Origin of the sequence: Fictibacillus sp. S7, from assembly GCF_004127935.1 — a bacterium.
GTDB classification, from domain to species: Bacteria; Bacillota; Bacilli; order Bacillales; family Fictibacillaceae; genus Fictibacillus_C; species Fictibacillus_C enclensis.
Window position 1 is genome coordinate 4,646,138 of record NZ_QJKL01000001.1, and the last position, 15,714, is coordinate 4,661,851.

18 protein-coding genes are annotated in these 15,714 nt (G+C 43.6%); 13 read left to right on the top strand and 5 right to left on the bottom strand.

Annotation, left to right across the window (positions count from 1 at the left end):
* Positions 1-55 precede the first annotated feature (55 nt).
* A complete protein-coding gene (locus DMO16_RS23605; RefSeq protein WP_061972435.1) occupies positions 56-490 on the bottom strand; it encodes a DUF6884 domain-containing protein in 435 nt (144 codons plus the stop codon).
* Between the two features lie 106 nt (positions 491-596).
* Here DMO16_RS23605 and DMO16_RS23610 point away from each other — a divergent pair, with 106 nt between their 5' ends.
* Positions 597-1,325, top strand: coding sequence for a pseudouridine synthase (locus DMO16_RS23610; protein WP_338082332.1), 729 nt, complete (start codon positions 597-599; stop codon positions 1,323-1,325).
* Positions 1,326-1,360: 35 nt separating this feature from the next.
* Positions 1,361-2,008: a PRC-barrel domain-containing protein gene (locus DMO16_RS23615; RefSeq protein WP_061972436.1), complete on the top strand. Its 648-nt coding sequence runs from the start codon at positions 1,361-1,363 to the stop codon at positions 2,006-2,008.
* Positions 2,009-2,079: 71 nt separating this feature from the next.
* Here DMO16_RS23615 and DMO16_RS23620 read toward each other — a convergent pair whose 3' ends face one another.
* Positions 2,080-2,298, bottom strand: a complete 219-nt coding sequence (locus DMO16_RS23620; RefSeq protein WP_074440559.1) for a DeoR family transcriptional regulator — start codon at positions 2,296-2,298, stop codon at positions 2,080-2,082.
* Between the two features lie 466 nt (positions 2,299-2,764).
* Between DMO16_RS23620 and pepV the strand changes: the two genes are divergently transcribed.
* A complete protein-coding gene (gene pepV, locus DMO16_RS23625; RefSeq protein ID WP_129480228.1) occupies positions 2,765-4,165 on the top strand; it encodes a dipeptidase PepV in 1,401 nt (466 codons plus the stop codon).
* Between the two features lie 59 nt (positions 4,166-4,224).
* Here pepV and cysK read toward each other — a convergent pair whose 3' ends face one another.
* Entirely contained in the window at positions 4,225-5,157 is a 933-nt protein-coding gene (gene cysK / locus DMO16_RS23630) for a cysteine synthase A (protein WP_129480229.1), read from the bottom strand.
* Between the two features lie 148 nt (positions 5,158-5,305).
* Between cysK and thpR the strand changes: the two genes are divergently transcribed.
* The 4 genes from thpR (at position 5,306) to DMO16_RS23650 (ending at position 10,116) form a co-directional block, all read left to right on the top strand.
* On the top strand, positions 5,306-5,884 hold the full coding sequence (gene thpR / locus DMO16_RS23635) for an RNA 2',3'-cyclic phosphodiesterase (protein ID WP_129480230.1): 579 nt from the start codon (positions 5,306-5,308) through the stop codon (positions 5,882-5,884).
* Positions 5,881-6,813, top strand: coding sequence for a diacylglycerol/lipid kinase family protein (locus DMO16_RS23640; RefSeq protein WP_129480231.1), 933 nt, complete (start codon positions 5,881-5,883; stop codon positions 6,811-6,813). The genes thpR and DMO16_RS23640 overlap by 4 nt, the downstream gene beginning before the upstream one ends.
* A gap of 223 nt (positions 6,814-7,036) precedes the next feature.
* Positions 7,037-9,154 carry a type I pullulanase gene (gene pulA, locus DMO16_RS23645; protein ID WP_277873784.1) on the top strand — a complete coding sequence of 706 codons (2,118 nt, stop codon included), beginning with the start codon at positions 7,037-7,039 and terminating at the stop codon, positions 9,152-9,154.
* 167 nt (positions 9,155-9,321) lie between these two features.
* Positions 9,322-10,116, top strand: a complete 795-nt coding sequence (locus DMO16_RS23650; RefSeq protein WP_061972442.1) for a phosphotransferase family protein — start codon at positions 9,322-9,324, stop codon at positions 10,114-10,116.
* 51 nt (positions 10,117-10,167) lie between these two features.
* Here the strand turns inward: DMO16_RS23650 and DMO16_RS23655 are convergent, their stop codons facing one another.
* The gene (locus DMO16_RS23655; RefSeq protein ID WP_061972443.1) at positions 10,168-10,449 is read right to left on the bottom strand and encodes a YtzH-like family protein; all 282 of its coding nucleotides are present in this window, start codon (positions 10,447-10,449) and stop codon (positions 10,168-10,170) included.
* Between the two features lie 200 nt (positions 10,450-10,649).
* Between DMO16_RS23655 and trmB the strand changes: the two genes are divergently transcribed.
* The 3 genes from trmB (at position 10,650) to DMO16_RS23670 (ending at position 13,098) form a co-directional block, all read left to right on the top strand.
* Positions 10,650-11,297 (top strand): tRNA (guanosine(46)-N7)-methyltransferase TrmB, encoded by a 648-nt coding sequence (gene trmB, locus DMO16_RS23660; protein WP_129480233.1) that lies wholly within the window; start codon positions 10,650-10,652, stop codon positions 11,295-11,297.
* Between the two features lie 321 nt (positions 11,298-11,618).
* The gene (locus tag DMO16_RS23665) at positions 11,619-12,455 is read left to right on the top strand and encodes a YtnP family quorum-quenching lactonase (RefSeq protein WP_129480234.1); all 837 of its coding nucleotides are present in this window, start codon (positions 11,619-11,621) and stop codon (positions 12,453-12,455) included.
* Positions 12,456-12,561: 106 nt separating this feature from the next.
* Positions 12,562-13,098: a hypothetical protein gene (locus DMO16_RS23670; protein ID WP_129480235.1), complete on the top strand. Its 537-nt coding sequence runs from the start codon at positions 12,562-12,564 to the stop codon at positions 13,096-13,098.
* Between the two features lie 45 nt (positions 13,099-13,143).
* Here DMO16_RS23670 and DMO16_RS23675 read toward each other — a convergent pair whose 3' ends face one another.
* The gene (locus DMO16_RS23675; protein ID WP_164989006.1) at positions 13,144-13,473 is read right to left on the bottom strand and encodes a PepSY domain-containing protein; all 330 of its coding nucleotides are present in this window, start codon (positions 13,471-13,473) and stop codon (positions 13,144-13,146) included.
* Between the two features lie 289 nt (positions 13,474-13,762).
* On the opposite strand from DMO16_RS23675, the gene queD reads away from it, so the two are divergent.
* The 3 genes from queD to queC are packed head-to-tail and all read left to right on the top strand — an operon-like array spanning position 13,763 to position 15,634.
* Positions 13,763-14,245: a 6-carboxytetrahydropterin synthase QueD gene (queD, locus tag DMO16_RS23680; protein WP_129480237.1), complete on the top strand. Its 483-nt coding sequence runs from the start codon at positions 13,763-13,765 to the stop codon at positions 14,243-14,245.
* Entirely contained in the window at positions 14,229-14,960 is a 732-nt protein-coding gene (locus DMO16_RS23685; protein ID WP_061972449.1) for a 7-carboxy-7-deazaguanine synthase QueE, read from the top strand. Before queD ends, DMO16_RS23685 begins: the two co-directional genes overlap by 17 nt.
* Positions 14,961-14,962: 2 nt before the next feature.
* Positions 14,963-15,634 (top strand): 7-cyano-7-deazaguanine synthase QueC, encoded by a 672-nt coding sequence (queC, locus tag DMO16_RS23690; protein ID WP_129480238.1) that lies wholly within the window; start codon positions 14,963-14,965, stop codon positions 15,632-15,634.
* Positions 15,635-15,714: the final 80 nt, after the last annotated feature.

Here is a 15,714-nt window from a genome sequence, read left to right on the forward strand (position 1 = left end):
AAAGGACCTTCTTTCTGCAATGATGGCTTGGCAAATCGCGTGTAAAACGCCGGATTCACTTTGAAGCTTCGTTTTGTTCATCATACCACTTTAACTGGTTGCCAATGCTGTATCCTTGCAGTGGAACCTCAAAATGGTATCCCGCACGGGTGAGTGCAGGCTGGAGATGTTCCCGATATACCCAGCCACCATGGAGGAAAACCGTGGTTTCTTCCGGTTTTTCATGCGTGAGCAGTTCATCAATGACCTTTCTTGCCCATTCCTGCTTTTCCTTCGATGAAAAATTTTTGATGGAAACATTATAGGGCTCAATCCGCTCATCCTGAGTGAGAAACCCTTCTTTTGCACTGTAAAAATAAAACGCATCGTAATGTTCCTTGGCATAGTGAACCGATTTTACAAACAGTGGGCTTATGTATAATTCGATCGCAGTTGCGGGATGGTGCAGTTTTTTTCTGGCAGTAGCCAGCAGGCCAATTTTCCGCTTCATCACATAATCTCCTCCTATAGTACTAAAATACCCGCGTTTCATAATTATAAAGCAAAATTTTGAAATTATATAGGAAAATATACTTAAACAGAAATGAGGCCGCGCCATGATGCGTATTGATAAATTGTTAGCCAATATGGGCTTTGGAAGCCGGAAAGAAGTAAAGCAATTATTGAAATCAGGTGTTATTAAAGTGGATGAAGCGGTTGTAAAAGACAGCAAAACAAAAGTGGATCCGAACGTGCAGAAGGTTACCGTTCATGGTGAGGAAGTGGTTTATCAGGAAACCATCTATCTGATGATGAACAAGCCGCCGGGAGTCATTTCTGCAACGGAGGATCATGCTCTGCAGACGGTAATTGATCTTCTGGAAGAGAAAGACAGGATTCTTTCTCCATTTCCAGTGGGGCGGCTGGATAAAGATACAGAAGGGCTGCTCATACTTACGAATGACGGACAATTGTCCCACTCGCTTTTATCCCCAAAAAAGCATGTACCTAAAACCTATTTTGCAAAAATAGACGGCTGTGTTACGCAAGAAGATGTGGATGCGTTTAAACAAGGTGTAACGCTTGAGGATGGCTATCACACCAAGCCAGGAACTCTTGTCATTCTTCAATCAGGAGAACATTCCGAAATCCGGCTTACGATTACCGAAGGCAAATTTCATCAGGTGAAAAGGATGTTTGAGGCGGTCGGAAAAAAAGTAACCTACCTGAAACGAATCCGGATGGGGGGACTTGACCTTGATAAGGGATTGAAATTGGGGGAATACAGAGAGCTGACGGAGGATGAATTAAACAAACTGCAGGATGGAAAGGTTTTTTCTGACTGATATTGGGGTAAAGCCTCCAAAAGGAGGAATGTTTCATGCTAATAAAAGGAACAGATTTACTCGATAAAAAAGTACGGCATGCCGAAGCCAATGAAGATAATATTGAATTAAATGGCATTCTTCTAAATAAATATGACTTTTCACTGTGCTACCTTACGTTTGAAGAAGCCGTGCCTGCGGACCCGGGAAATGATAAGTCATTTGATGCTGTAGACAGAAGTGTCCTGGACATGCAGGCAGCGACAAGCGGGATTGGCTCACAGAGTACACCAATAAGCGGAACAGGCTATCCCGTTACCACAAAAACAAGGATCAAAGAAACGTATTATATTCCTTGGCATGAAATTGTTTCATTGGATGAGGATATCGTCTATCAAGGGAACGAACGCCAATTGGATGAACCGGAAGAATGTTTGGAATCCACCATATTTAAGGGATGGACCGTGGAAACCACTGAAGGAGATAAAATCGGGAAAATTCATGATCTGATCTTTGATACCATTGCCAAGAAAGCAGTGGCTCTTGAAATGACCGAAGGATTTTGGTCAAAGCTGATGGGAGAAGGCAACAAGTATTTGCCTATTGCAGGAGAACCTCACTGGGCAGAGGAGAAATGGATTGTAGAACCTGAGCTCAAAGATCATCTGGTGAATACAAAGGATGAAATCCAGCCACTTTTTTAAATCAGAAAACAAAAACCCCTGTCCAATGCGAGCAGGGGTTAACTTATGGAAGCAAGAAAATCTTTTCTTGCTTAAGAAACTTTTACTTTTTTAGAAGTTGCCTGCCACAATCCGCGGCTGGGGCTTGTCACTAGGTTGTTATACGCCAAAACATTTAAGTCTCTTTGGATCGTACGCTGCGTAGTCCCAAATTCTTCAACCAATTCTCGTGTTGTAACAGTCCCTTTCTTTTTGATAAAAAGATACATGGATTTTACACGGTTCAACATACGGTTAGTTGAAGGACTCAAAAAACCACTCCCTATACAGTATTGTTGTTCATAATAAATTATAGTGGAAGTTCTTTAATTTATTATGATGAATTGTTTAAGTTTTCTTTAAATACGAGAATGAACATAAAAAGCGAAGACTCCACTTTCTGGTTCTTCGCTGCTTGGCCATGATCTTAAGTATCATGTTTCTCTATATCTCGGATGATTGGCGGCTTTGCAGCATAGAATGGCCACTGTTTCAGTTGCAAAAACAGGCATTCATTTGTACGAATATAACAACCACACCTCCTATTTACGCGATATTATACTTCATTTTTTTGAAAAAAGCAAACAAGTCGGCTATTTTCCGAACAATTTTATAAAATTTTCACCTTTTCGACTCATTCGGCTAAAATAGAAGAAGGTTTTGATCATGATCAGGATGTACCATCCGGAAATGGTGTTAAAACATACATATATATCCAGAAGAAAGGTGAATCATAACATGAACCATATAGATTGGAAAATCGAAGTTGAGAAAAGAAAAGATTCTTTTCTGAACGATACACAGGGACTACTTCAAATCAGAAGTGTTTTGGATGAAGGGAATGCAACCAAGAATGCGCCATTTGGTCCTGATATCGCTGCAGCTTTGGAATATATGCTATCGCTCGGCGAAGACGCGGGGATGGCTGTCAAAAATGTGGATGGATATGCTGGCCATATTGAAATGGGGGCCGGGCAGGAACTGATTGCAGTTCTAGGGCATTTGGATGTTGTTCCTGAAGGCGACGGGTGGACGGTGGATCCTTATGGCGGAGAAATCAAGGACGGCAAAATTTTTGCCAGAGGAGCCATCGATGACAAAGGCCCCACGATGGCGGCATGGTATGGGATGAAAATCATTAAAGAATTAAATCTCCCTTTATCAAAGCGCGTAAGGCTGATTCTTGGAACAGACGAAGAAAGCCAGTGGAGATGTGTCGACCATTATTTTAAGCATGAAGAAATGCCTGCGGCTGGCTTTGCTCCTGATGCGGATTTTCCAATCATTCATGCAGAAAAGGGCATGATGAATGTAACGATCAAACAAGAAGTGGTCACTAAGGAGGAGGAGTCAGAGGCTGTTTTACAATCCTTTCAGTCGGGTTTACGCTTAAATATGGTTCCAGACCGGGCCGAAGCTCATCTGATAACGGCAGAAAAATGGGAGGACCGTTTTCAGGACTTTTTGAATGAAAACCACTTAACGGGTGGAATAGAGGAAGAAGGAGACGTGCAGCGTTTTTATCTGACAGGAAAGTCCGCCCATGGCAGCACACCTGAATTTGGCGTGAATGCTGGGATCATGCTCGCGAGTTTTCTGTCTCAGCTTTCTTTGGATCACCAAGGTTTGTCATTCCTTCATTTTATAAAAGAACACCTGATGGACAGCTCGGGAGAAAAATTAGGCATCAAGGCGGAAGATGAAGTGAGCGGGATGCTGACCGTTAATCCTGGTGTGTTTAACTATCACAAGGAAGATGGGGGTTCTTTAGGACTCAATATCCGGTATCCGGTAACACACTCTGGTAATACGGTAATGGAGATTCTCGGAAAACTGGCGGAAAGAGAAGGGTTTACGATTGACGTCACCAAGCACACGACCCCTCATTTTGTGGATGAACAGCATACCGTCGTTCAAACGCTGAAAAAAGTATATGAAGAACAAACGGGGCATTCCGGAAAACCGATTGCCATAGGGGGAGGAACGTACGCCAGATCGCTTGAAGCAGGAGTAGCGTTTGGTGCCCTGTTCCCCGGAAGGGAAGACGTTGCCCACCAGAAGGATGAATATATGTTTTTGGAAGATTTGTTCAGCGCTGCGGCTATCTATGCAGAGGCTATTTATGAACTGGCTAAATAAAGCAAAAAAAGGTGTCCTTACCCGCTTGCTGCGGATGAGAGCCACCTTTGCTGAGTATATTAAAATTGAAACAAATCAGAGGACAGATAGCGTTCTCCTGAATCACATGTCATGCAAACGACAATATCATCCTTGGAAAGTTTTTTAGCCACCTCGATGGCTCCGTGAACGGCAGCTCCGGATGAAGGGCCGACCAAAATGCCTTCCTCAGCCGCAAGCCTCCTCACAGCTGTATAGGCTGGTTCATCTTCTACCCTGATAATTTCATCGTACACCTTCTGATTGAGAATGGAAGGGATAAAACCAGGGCTGGTTCCCACAAGTTTATGTTTTCCAGGCTTGCCTCCTGATAGTACAGGCGATCCCGCAGGCTCAACCACATGCACGGTCATTTCAGGAAAAGCCTTTTTTAACGGTTCGCCAGTACCTGTAATCGTACCGCCTGTGCCTGCTGGAGCAATAAACGCGCTTAGCGGCTTATCGAGTTCTTTCATAGCCTCAATGATTTCAACGGCGGTTGTGGTGCGGTGTGCATCTGGGTTGGCTTCATTTTCAAACTGCATCGGCATGAAGCTTGTATCCGGATTGGCTGCCAGCAGTTCCTTCGCTTTGTTGATCGCTCCCGGCATCTTTTCATCACCAGGAGTAAGAACAACTTTCGCTCCATAGGCTTTCAAAAGATTGATTCGTTCAGCTGTCATTGTGTCCGGCATCACAATGATCGTCTTATATCCTCTGGCAGCTGCATTCATGGCCAAGCCGATTCCTGTGTTGCCGGAGGTCGGCTCGATGATTGTATCCCCGGGTTTTAACTGGCCGGATTGTTCAGCTTGAACCAGCATATTATACGCAGCTCTGTCCTTCAGGCTCCGGCTTGGATTATAGAATTCGAGTTTTACATAAACGGCTGCTCCTTCAGGATCGGGCAGACGGTTTAAACGGACAAGAGGGGTATCACCGATCAAGTCCGCGATGTTTTGAACAACTTTCATTGATTTGCACACATCCCTGTCTTTTACTGTTTATGAATAAAAGTATATCAAATGAAGCTTTTGATTGAAAATCTTCCGGCTTATTGGGGTTTCTGACCCTTCTTTTTGGTAAAATTAAATTAATTCCTGATAATGGAGATGGTACCATTTGAACAGACATGTTTTTGCCGCGGTTCCTCTGCCTGTACATATAAAAAATGCCATTCATGATGTTACCCTTCTGTTAAAAGATAAGGTTCCTTTTAAACAGTGGGTTCATCCGGAGGATCTTCATCTGACCCTGTCTTTTCTTGGACAGGCAGACATAACAAAACTGAATTCGCTGAGAGAAATGTTGCATCGGGAGCTGCTGGAAAGTGCTGCTTTTTCGCTGACTCTTTCCACTTCCGGTTTTTTTGGAAAAAAACAGCAGCCACGTATTTTCTGGCTCGGTGTAGAAAAGGAGCCGGCCTTGATCGATCTGCAAAAAAAGGTGCATACCTCCTGCGAACAAGCAGGATTCACGCTCGAATCAAGGGTTTATTCTCCACACATTACGCTGGCCAAACGGTGGAAGGACACTGAGACTGCCATAAATGAAGTGTTTGACGGGCAAGAGCTTGCTTCACTGGCTGGACAGTCTTTTGATGTGAAAGATATCGTTCTTTACGAAACTCATTTGGACAAAGTTCCAAAATATCAGGTGATAGAAAAAATTCCTCTAAAAGGGGACCGTAATGATTCATGAAAAAAGGTTACTTTTTTATTATTAATTCAAAAAGCAAGAAAGCCAGAAAAATCTGGAATGCGGTAAAGGAAATCCTTGCAGCAGAAGGAGTACCTTACCGCTCTTTTTTTACGGAAGGTAAAGGACACGCCCAAAAGCTTGCGGAAACGGTCCACAGCATCCACGGCGAGCAGGCGGAGGCCATTATTACGGTGGGTGGAGACGGTACCATTCATGAGGTGATTAACGGGCTTCACAAAAAGGATATACCGGTTGGGTTTTTGCCCTGCGGTTCCGGCAATGATATTATGCGATGGCTTGGTATACGAAAAAAAGAACGTTTGGACCGGTTAATCAAACACCTTTTAAGCTCCAGAACCAACGTGCGGAAAATAGATGTTGGATGTTTGCAGAGTGCAGGTATAGGAAGATTCCGAAGAAGATTTGTCAGTGTTGCTGGAATTGGATTTGATGGGGAAGTAACCAAACTGACGAACGCCTCCTGGTATAAAGATTGGCTGCAGCGGTTCGGACTCGGGGGTCTCGCCTATACAATCAGTACGATTCGGCTGCTTTTTACCTACCGTCCTGTGGATGTAATGGTGAAGGTTGATGGCAGAACCCATGAGTTTACTTCGGTCTGGCTGATTGCAGCCGGCAATCTGCCCTATTATGGGGGCGGGATGAAAATTTGTCCATCGGCTTTGCCTTATGACGGAAAACTGGATATCTGTATTGTACATAATCTGAGTCCTTTGCATTTGCTGTTTCTTTTTCTTACTGTTTTTTACGGTCGCCACACAAATAAAAAAGGGGTCACGATGCTCACCGGCACCAATCTCAGCATTGTCAGCCATACTCCCCTCACTGTACAGGCCGACGGGGAAGTCATTGGCTCTACGCCTGTGGATTGCGGTGTGCTGCCTTCCATGCTGACCATAAAAATGTAGTTCCCATATAAAGTTTCAAAAAGCCAATTCTGTTTTTTATATCTTTGGATAAAATAAGTAAGAGAGAATGGTTTCAAACAGGCTTGTTTAAAGGTAAATAACAATCATGAGCAGGCAATACATAAACGCTGGGATTGTTTAATGAAGCCATGGTTGAAACTGGGGGTGCAGTATACTGGATACGGAAAAGAGAATCATTAATACAGATCAAATTGAAGCTTATCTGGATACCTTCACGATGATTACGCTCGTGATATTTACTGAGGTATCAAGGGAAGCCCACTTTGACGTGACGGATAATGAAAAGGTTTACCCGCTCAAAAAAATCTCGGAGCAACGGCTGGAGGATCGTCTTCTTTTTCATATGGTGCTCGATCAAAAAATACCTCTTTACCGTGATTATTGGGTGGTTTGCCCGGACGGCAGCAGGATTCCCCTGAAAACGGGTGCTGTTGTAAGGACCAAAGAGTTCGATGAATTATTTGCCTACGATAAGTGTGATTTAGGAGCCGCTTATTCACCGGAACGGACCATATTCAAGCTATGGGCTCCAACTGCTTCCTCTGTCCGTTTAAAACTGTTTACCAGTTCAAGCACAGCCTTTGAATATCCCATGAACAGGGAGGATAAGGGCGTTTGGTCTGCAGAGCTTGAAGGGGATCATCATCTTCATGAATATACCTTTCTCGTGCGTGTAAATCACAGTGTGAATGAAGCGGTGGATCCGTATGCAAAAGGCGTTACGGTAAATGGAACAAGGGGAGTCATTATGGATATGGATAAAACCCATCCGCCGGGGTGGGACGAAACGGCAATGCTCCCTCCTATTAAAAAGACCGACAGCTTGATCTACGAAGTTCATGTCAGGGATTTTTCCATTCATCCGTTAAGCGGAATACAATATAAAGGAAAGTTTATGGGATTTACGGAAAGCGGGACTACAGGCTCCGGACCGTTCAGCACAGGGCTCGACTATTTATCATCACTGGGTATAACCCATGTGCAGATTTTGCCTGTGAACGATTATGGTAGCATTGATGAATTAAAGGCTGACACCGAGTATAATTGGGGTTATGACCCCTTGCATTTCAATGTACCCGAAGGATCTTATGCCACGGACCCGACTGATCCGGTTACCAGGATCAGAGAATTTAAAACGCTCATTGCTGCCCTCCATAATAAAGGGCTGCGTGTGATTATGGACGTGGTGTATAATCATGTTTTTATCCGTGAAACCTCTGATTTTGAAAAAATTGTTCCCGGCTATTATTTCAGGTTCGATTATGGCGGGAACCCGGTTAATGGGACGGGTGTGGGAAATGATACCGCCTCAGAACGATACATGATGAGAAAATTTATGCTGGATTCGGTACTTTATTGGAAAAGCGAATATCAAGTGGATGGCTTTCGGTTTGATTTGATGGGCATCCACGATATTGATACAATGAACCTCCTGTTTACAAAGCTGTCTTCTGAAGATCCGTCCATTTTCCTGCTGGGGGAAGGATGGAAGATGGACACTTGGCTTGATGAAGACCAAAAAGCCTGTATTGATTCTGCTGTCCGAATGCCTGGCATCTCTTTTTTTAATGACCGTTTCCGTGATCACGTGAAAGGCAACATTTTTAATGAAGCCCAGGGCGGGTTCATCAACGGGAATGCGGCTATGCTGGGTGGACTGTTTGAGAATGTTTCCGGCAACAGCGGTGATCATGGACTGTTTAAAACTCCAGGCCAAAGCATCAATTATATTGAGTGTCATGACAACCATACCTTATGGGACCGTCTTAAGATCCTCCATCCCCAAGAGGACGAATCCATTCTCCGCAGGCGCCATTTGCTGGGAACTGCACTGGCTCTTTTTTCACAGGGAGTCCCTTTTATCCATGCGGGGCAAGAATTTTTCCGTACAAAGCAAGGCGATGGAAACAGCTATCGGTCGGGAGATCTGATCAATCGTCTGGATTGGGAACGGCGGGCGAAATTTGCTGCAGATGTTCAATACGTGCAGGAGCTGATCCGGATCAGACAGCGTCATCCGGCCTTTCGAATGGATCATCCAGCAGACATCGCGGCCCATGTGTCCCTGCTTGGGGAACTGCCTGATGGTGTGTTCGGGGTTATCCTTAAAAGCGTGGAAGAGATGGACGCATGGCAGGATATTGTTTTATTGTTCAATGGTCATCTTGAAGAAAAAAATGTATCTCTTCCTGAGCCGGAAAAATGGCGGGTAATCGCAGAAGACATGGAAGTAAAAGAGGATGGTCTGTACGAGACCGAAGCAGGAAAGCTGTTACTGCCGCCTCTTGGATTTACAATGGCCGTACAGGATTCGTTGTAAAAACCTGTGAAAAGGCAGGATGTCACATAAATATGTACGAATTTTCATAGAGCTGTGTTAAAATAATGTATTCGTAGAGGTTTTTATAAAATTGTGTACGGTAAACATGGGAATCGACCGATATATATAAGGACATAATTTTCCGCATGAGATTGAAGGTGAACGTTTTGGAACATATACTAGGCAAAGGCTGGCAAATCATGCCTGCCGGAGGAGCAACAGGAGAAGCATACCAAGCTAAATATGAAGATCAAACCCTTTTTCTAAAGCGCAATTCATCACCTTTTCTTGCAGTACTCTCTGCGGAGGGAATTGTTCCGAAATTGTTATGGACAAAGAGATTGGGCAACGGAGATGTCATTACCGCCCAAAAATGGCTGAACGGCAGGGAACTAAAGGCTTCGGAAATGAATAACGATGCCGTCGGAAGACTCCTTGGCAGAATACACGGTTCTTCTGAACTGCTTGATATGTTAAAGCGTTTGGGAAAAAAGCCGCTTACTCCGGAACTGATTATTGATGAGATTGAAACCAATATCCAATCGGAGCAGGAATGCCCGCCTAAAATCAAAGAAGCTGTTTCTTATTTGAAGATGCAGAAAAACGTGATTCATCATGATAAAAAAGTTGTCTGTCACTGTGACGTGAATCATAACAACTGGATGGTGAGCGAAACGAATGAGCTTTTCCTGATTGATTGGGATGGAGCGATGATTGCCGATCCTGCACTGGATCTCGGATTATTGTTGTATTGGTATATCCCGCGGGACAATTGGGCGCAGTGGCTTTCTGTCTATGGCGTTGAATTGACAGTTGACCTTCAGCGGAGAATGCACTGGTACATTGTCGCTCAAACCATCCAGTCTGTTTTCTGGCATGGACAGCGAAAGCAAAATGCCGAAAAAGAGTACTGGTATAATTTTTTAAAACAAATTTTGAGAGAAAGCTACTATATTAATTAAGTTTCGACATTTTTTCCATTTATTGCCCGGGGAATCCATGTGTTTTTATGGTCAGCCCTGGGGAGCCTGAATGGTATTCAGCCAGGTTTCAATATGCATCTTGTGATCCGTTATATGCTGTTGCAGATTTTCATGGGTAGAGCCATCATGGCTGTAGGTGTTGATCAGTCCAAGTACGTTTTTTACGTCACTGTTCACACTTCCGTGCTGCATGAGATGATTGGCCAGGCGTTCTAATTGGGCACATTCCTGCGGGGTGCCATTGCAGTCTGTATGGTGATCCTGAAGTATATCACGAAGCAGTGTTAACTGATGAGTATAATCAAGAGGCATGTTGTTCACATCCTTTTTTTAGTGGGTGATCCAAGTAAATATAGGGTATGGAAAACCCCTGAATTTATCCATGGCTGAACTCGGTTAGAGTTCTTTTTTTTGGAAGGAAAACCAGCAGGGAGCGGCTATCTCTTTTTATATACTTCATGGTAAAATGTCGGAGTTATGAACTGGCACTGAGTTAAGAAAGGAAGATTATAATGCGTCAGCGTTTTAAACCGTGGGCAAAAGAAAAGCTTCAAGAGTACCCCGCAATTGTTGCCCAAAATCCTGCCGAATTAAAAGGCAGATGGCACGAGTACTTTGGAAATAACAATCCCATCCATATTGAAGTGGGAACAGGCAAAGGGCAATTTGTCACGGGTATGGGAAAAGCCCACCCGGACATTAATTATATTGGAATGGAAATTTACGATAGCATTATCGTTTCTGCATTGGAAAAAATCGTTGTAGAAGACATCGGAAACGTTAAAATCATCCGTGAAAATGCACAAAAGCTGACTGACTTTTTTGAGCCGAGTGAAGTGGACAGGGTGTATCTGAACTTTTCTGATCCATGGCCGAAAAACAAGCATGAAAAACGCCGGTTGACTCATGAATTTTTTCTCGCCATATTTGAAACCATACTTGGGGAAAACGGCGAAATCCATTTTAAAACCGACAACCAGGGGCTGTTTGAATACTCGCTTCACAGCTTTTCAAAATACGGCATGGTTTTAAATCAGGTTTGGCTTGATTTGCACAATAGTGATTATGAAGGAAATATTATGACGGAATATGAAGAAAAATTCTCTTCCAAAGGCTTCAGGATCTATCGCACAGAAGCCCAATTCCGATCAAAGAACTAACCCGGGCCATGTTGCCGGGTTTTTTGTTGTTTGAATTTTGTATTCCTCATTGACGGTTGATGGAGTGCAAGGTGCGAGACTCCAGCAGGAAAAGCGGGACAGATGAGACCAATGAGGCTCTTGCGTCGTTACCGCAGGAGCTTTCGAGGAGGAAGTAGGCGTTAACGCCGGTCAGGCTCAGCGCCCTCCTGCGGAAAGCGAGCGACCTGGAACGAAATTAACCACTGAAAATTTGTCTAAAAATGTTGTCGGACGGGAAATACAAAGTATGGTAAACTAAATTCAGACTATTGTTAATACTGCTAAAGGAGTGTGAAGGAATTGGATCAATGGAAAATAGGAGGTCTCACATTAACCTGGCTGGATGGCGGTGTCACTCATATGGACGGAGGCGCCATGTTCGGAGTCGTCCCCAAACCGCTGTGGAGCAAAAAGTATGCGCCCAATGAATTGAATCAGATTGAGTTGAGAACCGAGCCGATCCTGGTCCAGGGGTTTGGAAAAAATATTCTGATTGAAGCTGGAATCGGCAGCGGCAAATTAAGCGAAAAGCAAAAAAGAAATTATGGCGTACATGAAGAGGCATCGATCGAAACAAGCTTGAATGAGCTTGGATTGACTGTGAAGGATATCGATATGGTTTTAATGACGCATATGCACTTCGATCATGCTTCAGGACTAACCCGGAAAAATGGGGAAGAATTCGTTTCTGTTTTTGAAAACGCTGCCATACATACCTCTGCGATTGAATGGGAGGAATTGAAGAACCCGAATATCCGCTCCCGAAACACGTATTGGGAAGAAAACTGGAAACCGATTGAATCTCAGGTATGCACATTTAGCGAAACATTTGAACCTATTAATGGAATAAAAATGGTCCATACCGGCGGGCATAGCGATGGTCACAGTATTATCGAAATACATACGGACGGGCAGACGGTGTATCATTTAGGTGATATTATGCCAACTCATGCCCATAAAAATCCCCTGTGGGTGCTGGCTTATGATGATTATCCAATGACCTCCATTTATGAAAAGCAAAAATGGATCAAGCCGGATACCTGGTACTTTTTTTATCACGATGCTGTGTACCGGGCGGTGAAATGGAATGGGGAGGGGGCGATTTCAGAAAGCATTAAGCGAAGGGCAAATCTTTAATGTTGTCAATTTTTCGTCACATTATTTCCAGATTCAAGTGGGTAAACAATAAGGAGATCTATGATATGATGGAAGAGATTAGGACTGAAAGCAAGGAGGATTATTTATGAAAAAGAAGATTTTTGCACTATTTTCCGTTTTTACTCTTGTTTTTTCCTTTGCTTCGATTGCTTCCGCTGCTGGAGCAACTGCAGAAATGAAAGCAGCTATTGAAAAAGGATTAAAAGATGCCCACTATGATTACAAAAAAGGCAGCATTGAAATCAGTGATGTTCAAACGGTGCCCAATGAGGACAAGAAGCTGAATACGTCAGAAATTGTTGTCGGCATGGGATCCTACAAAACAAAGAGAGACAATATCTTTTCTTTCACGCACAAAGAAATTGTCTTCTACAATCCAAAAGACAATAAGATGCTGACGGAACAGGAAGTGGCCAAGGCCGGTCCGGAGCTTCAAAAGTACAAGAAAGACCAGGAAAGCGAGACAGGAACCAAAATGGATTATGTGGTTGTTCTTCTGCTACTTGCTCTAGTATTGCTTGTACCTTTATACCTCCTTACGATTTGGGAAAAAGGACAGTACCTTACTACTAAGTTCAAAATTAAAAACAACTTGTACAATCACACCAAAGAATTTAACTAAAAAGAAAACACCGCTTGCTCAAGCGGTGTTTTCTTTTTGGACCTTTTAGACAGTAGCAGCCACTTTATCTCCATGTTTTGAAATATCAAGTATACTCCCGGTTTTTGCATCAATCGTGAAATCGTATTGTGTCAATTTGGAATGAAGTCTGCTTGACAGACCTCCTTTATATACGGTGTAGGGAAGCCCGAAACGCTTAACCTCTTCTGGATGGACATTGATCCAGGAACCGGTGATCATAAATTCATCCCTGGTCTGGTCTTTAACGAGGTTTAATGCTTTTTCAGGAGTCAATGTCTGCGGTAAACGTTTCGCAGCGACATATCCTGCCGCAAATCCTGCAACTCCGGCAAGAATCCATTTGCTTGCTTTCATGTTCAGCATCTCCTTTTTTGTGTGAGCTTTTTCCCATACAGTATAACAGAAATAAACCCATGAACAAAAAACAGGCGCCCAGCTGTCAGGCGTAATAGCAGCTTGCGTATTTCGGGGTGTTTTTGCTATGCTAAAAAAGCGTTAGTACGAGGGTTCGAAATTCCCGCCCCTCATTAAAAAAAACTAGGGAGCGTGGAAAACCATAAACCTTTCACTCTCTCCCGATAGTTTGTTGACAGGGAGCTTTTTTATGGTTTTTTTCATGTTCTTGGAAGGATGTTGAAGATAAATGGAATTCGAAATTCCAAAAAAGGTGCAAAAAATAGATGAAGATATTCAGCGCGAAAAGCTAAAATACCATCATAAGCGGGTAGCTGTAACAAAAGAATTTACGTTTGATGCGGCTCATCATCTCCATTGCTATGAAGGAAAGTGCAAGAACCTGCACGGCCATACGTACAGGCTGGTCCTGACCATCAGTGGGTTTGTAGATCCGGTTGGCATTTCCATGGATTTTGGGGATATAAAGAAAATTTATAAAGAGGCGATCGAAAGCAGGCTGGATCATCGTTATTTAAATGATGTGCTGCCGCCAATGAACACGACCGCAGAAAATATGATTGTATGGATCTGGGAAGAGTTCGATCAAAAACTGGATGATTATCAATGGAAAGAAAAAGGCTTCCGCCTAGAGGAAATCGTACTTTATGAAACACCAACTAGTTATGCAACCATGAAAAGGGAGTGGATGGATCATGACGAATCACTTTGAGCTTCCTTCATCTGATGTGTACTCCCAATGGAAGCTTCCCATGGTTGAAATTTTTGAAACCATAGAAGGAGAGGGAATGGCTGCAGGCTTTCCAACCATTTTTGTCCGCGTGTTTCATTGCAATTTGCGATGCACCTGGTGTGATACACCGTACAGTTATGCTCCTGCCAAACCTGAATTTGAAGCAACAATTGAGGAGATTATTGAACGCATTAACACGTTCGCCTCTAAGCGCATCTGTTTTACCGGCGGAGAACCGTTAATTCACAGAGAAAAGTCCGCTGCTCTTTTAAAGGCAATGGCGGGCATCGAGCGAATTGAGGATATTCATGTGGAAACCAACGGAGCGATTGCTCTGAAACCCTTTCAGCTTTTGCGTGAAAGCGACCCGGTGCTGAGTAGTAAAGTACGATTCGTTATGGATTACAAGCTGCCGGCTTCCGGTGAAATGGACCGCATGATTCATGAAAACTTTGTTGTCTTGAAGCCGCATGATGAGATTAAATTCGTGATTGGAACTGACGAGGATTTTGACATTGCTTCGTCAGTACTGGAGCAGCATCACAAACAAGGTCTGGCCTTATTCAGCCCGGTCTGGGAGACCATGCCTCCTGAAAAACTGGTAAACAAAGTATTAAGTGCACGCATGTCAGATGTCAAAGTCAGCATGCAGCTTCATAAAATCATCTGGGATCCGGAGAAAAGAGGGGTATAAACATGAAAAAAGCAGTGATTGTTTTAAGTGGAGGGCTTGACAGTACGACCTGCATGGGAATTGCAAAACATGAAGGGTATGAACTCTATCCTTTGACCTTTAACTACGGCCAAAGACACAGCCGTGAAGTGAATCAGGCAAAAAAAGTTGCTGAGTATTTTGAAGTAAAGGAACACCGCATTGTGGACATTGCTTTCCTGAACCAAATTGGAGGCAGTGCTCTTACGGACGCTTCAATCGATGTTCCAACGGAAAAAGAAGATAAGGAAGAGATACCGTCGACCTATGTTCCGGCCCGCAACATGATCTTTTTATCTCTGGCAAGCGCCTATGCGGAAGTAATAGGGGCGGAGGCCGTCTTTATTGGCGTGTCTGCTGTCGATTACAGCGGTTATCCTGATTGCCGGCCTGAATTTATCAAAAGTATGAACGAAACGATTAATCTTGCAACAAAAGCCGGCACGACCGGAGAGCAAATTGCCATCTGTGCTCCGCTTATGCATTTGACAAAAAAGGAAACCATTCAAAAAGGACTGGAACTTGAGGTGCCTTATCATTTAACCACTTCCTGTTACAACGGAGAAGAAGAAGCATGCGGCGAATGTGACAGCTGCAAGCTCCGCTTAAAAGGATTTGAGGAAGCGGGCGCAAAAGATCCAATTCCATACAAATAATAAGAACTGTCCCCTATTGAAGGTTGGTAAATTTTGATTGCCAGCGGTACAATAGGGGTATTACATATATCCGTTTTTTG